We start from the raw sequence: 3,236 nt of genomic DNA on the forward strand, positions 1-3,236 counted from the left end.
TATGTTTCCAAGGAAAAAGTGTTATTTAATAGTGATAAGTATTTAAATGATGTTAAAGAAGCAAATGCTATATTGAAAGAATTGGAAAAAAGATTGCAATCTTAAAATTGTTACATTCGAGGCATAGGGTGTAACAAAAACATGAAGAAATCGACATTAAGTATAAAGAAAGTTAGGTGAAATAATATGTGGAATCGACAACAAGTTAAAGAACAAGCCAAAATAATCATGAAAAGAAACTATTGGAAGATGTTTGTGGTTACGCTGATCGCAGGAATATTGAGTGGTGATTATGTGACTGTTATTCAAGAAATACAAAATTTTGTACCTGATGTTATATTGCCAAGTGTTTTTCCTTCAATCCTTTCATTTTTATCAATGGAATCTATTGTAGGATTATTATTTTCTATCTTTATTGGCTTTGCCATTAGAGTCGGAGAACAATATTATTTCATTAAAAATCATTATGGAAATCCAGCGTTAAATGAAATATTTCAAGGCTTTAAAGGGAATTATTTAAATGTGGTAAAAATCATGCTTATCATGGAATTAAAAATAATGCTTTGGCTTTTATTACTTGTAGTTCCTGGAATTATAAAGGCGTATGAATATTCTATGATTCCATGTTTATTGGCAGAAAATCCTAATATTACTACGGATGAAGCTTTCTCATTATCCAAACAAATGACGACTGGACAAAAGATGGATCTGTTTGTCTTAGATTTATCTTTTCTAGGATGGTATTTTCTAGGCTTTCTTTGCTTTGGAATTGGAGCATTGTTTGTGAAGCCATATGATGTAGCTGCGTTTACAGAGGTTTATTTGATTCTAAAAGAATCTGTAAAGAAGGATGAGTGTGCAACGGATATTCAAAGTGATTAGAAATGAAAAATTCTCTATTGATTAATATAACAATATAAATCCATGATGGATAATAAAAGAGCATCACTTGTTGTAGGTGATACTTTTTTGATTGTCTGATATGCATTTGTACGATAGTGAAAATGATGAAAAACAATTGAAAAGGAAGCGAAAAGGTTTACAATGTTAGATATATAGAAAGATTCACTGAGAGTGTAAAAGGGATTCAATTATGATTAGATATATAAAAAAGAATAAAATACTATTTTGCTTCACGCTAATAATCAATTTACTAACTTGTTTGACGCCTTTGTTTTTAGCCTATATTATTGAAAATGTTTCTGGCATTTTTTTAAATCAAGATGAATCTAAAATAACTGTGAGCTTATGGTTGATCATAGCTTTTATGATTTATCAAGCTTTGTTTTCATATTTGAATTCAAGGTATAAAGCAAAATATAGACAGAAATTAAGGGCTGATTTATCCAAAGATATTTATCGTAGCATATTTAACCAAAATCATAATGAATTTTATGAGAACTCAATCGGATCATATTTATCTTTGTTTACAAATGATGTAAAAATGGTCGATGATAATTATTTCTTTCCTTTTTTGTCAATGATTACTCAATGCGTTGTGTTTTTGTGTGTTTGTTTATATTTGATACATGTAAACTGGAATGTCTTTTTTATGATGGATTTGGTAGCTATATTTACGATAGCTGTTCCACGTTTATTTGCGAAGATATTAAAGAAATCATCTAATCAATTATCTGAACAAAGCCAAGAATATAATTCAAAATTGAGAGAGTTATTTCAATGTTTTGATATCATTCAAGATTATCGTGTTCTACCACATTATATTCGTAAAGGTGAAGAGAATATTGATAATTATGAGAATAAATGTTTCCACTTTAATTTCTTTATTCTGTTAAATACATCATATGCCAATTCCGTAGCGGTAATTGGACAAATGTGTTTTATTTTGGCATTAGCAATATTGAGTTTAAAGGGATATTTTAGGGCCACGTACTTTATGTCTGTGGTGACACTTTCAAATAATTTTATTGATTGCTTGTATACTATGGCCTCATATTATGGAAATTTTGTGGCTATTAAAGGCATTAATGATAGATTGATTAGAATGATTGATAAGAAAGAAACCGAGAAAGCACTTCTTATTTCAGAAAATCAAAATAAAGTTTGTTTTGAACATGTGGGTTTCGGATTTCCAAACAAAGAAGCTATATTCAAGGATTTTTCCTTCCAATTTGATAAAGGAAAAAAATACGCGATTGTTGGAGACAGTGGATCAGGAAAGTCAACTTTATTAAAATTGATTTTAGGCTATTATTCAATTCAACAAGGAAGAATTGTTTCATTTGATAAAGAACCTGTAATCATTCGACAAGAAGAACATTTATTTTCAGGAACTATTCGAGAAAATTTGTGTTTAGGAGAAAATTTTTCTGAAGAAGATTTGACAAGTGCAATGGAATTTGCGAATATTTCAGATTTGGATCTGAATCAAATTGTTTCTGAAGATGCAGGTAATTTGTCGGGAGGACAAATCCAAAGAATATCTATAGCAAGAGCAAAACTACATTGTCATAATTTATTGTTGTGTGATGAGATTACATCAAGTCTTGACAGTATTAATACTGAAAAAATAGAAAGCAATATTATAGAATTAACTGATAAAACCATAATTTATGTAACACATAAGATTCATAAGAAAATGCTACAGGGATTTGATGATATATTGGTTTTATCGCATGGGAAACTTGTAGAACATGGATCATTTGAAGATTTGCTTAGCAATAAGAATTATTTTTACCATTTATTTATGAATCAGTAATGGATTGAATTATTATTGAATATTCCATGGTGACGGAGCCACCCAATCCACGAAGGGAGCCGCTTCAGTTTATGAAATGACTCTCTTTTTTATTATTCGATTTTTGAATGTTTCTCTTGAAAAAATTTACCTTTTGAAATTGTATAAGATGATTTTTTAATATGATCAAGAATGGTGTCAGTGAGCGGTCTGAGTCTATTTTCATGTAAGATTATTTTGGATATGTTAAATCATTAGAAAAAAAGTTATATTTAAGTGGCGAAAACTCCATAGCTTGCTGTGGAGATGAAAGCCGCTTTTTGTATTGTATAATGCGTATAAAAAATATATAATATATGTAGAAATGGTTCGGAGTTGATATCATGCCTAGACCTAGAACAAACAATGTTCAAATCAATATTGCCATTCCTAGTGAATGGAAAAAAGAACTGGAAAACCTCGCCAGAATCTATTCGGTTGAAGAAGGTAAAACGATTACTTTTCTTGATTTGATGCGTAGAGGTATCCAGGAAAAGTA

At 29.6% G+C, this 3,236-nt stretch carries 2 protein-coding genes; both read left to right on the plus strand.

Translation table 11 applies throughout. The features are described from left to right. The first annotated feature begins 186 nt into the window (after positions 1 to 186). Positions 187 to 882 carry a DUF975 family protein gene (locus tag Q0E86_RS11095; RefSeq protein WP_295757180.1) on the plus strand — a complete coding sequence of 232 codons (696 nt, stop codon included), beginning with the start codon at positions 187 to 189 and terminating at the stop codon, positions 880 to 882. A gap of 211 nt (positions 883 to 1,093) precedes the next feature. Further along, positions 1,094 to 2,719 (plus strand): ABC transporter ATP-binding protein, encoded by a 1,626-nt coding sequence (locus tag Q0E86_RS11100; protein ID WP_295757182.1) that lies wholly within the window; start codon positions 1,094 to 1,096, stop codon positions 2,717 to 2,719. Positions 2,720 to 3,236: the final 517 nt, after the last annotated feature.

This window comes from uncultured Holdemanella sp., assembly GCF_934754935.1.
In the GTDB taxonomy this organism is placed as follows: Bacteria; Bacillota_I; Bacilli_A; order Erysipelotrichales; family Erysipelotrichaceae; genus Holdemanella.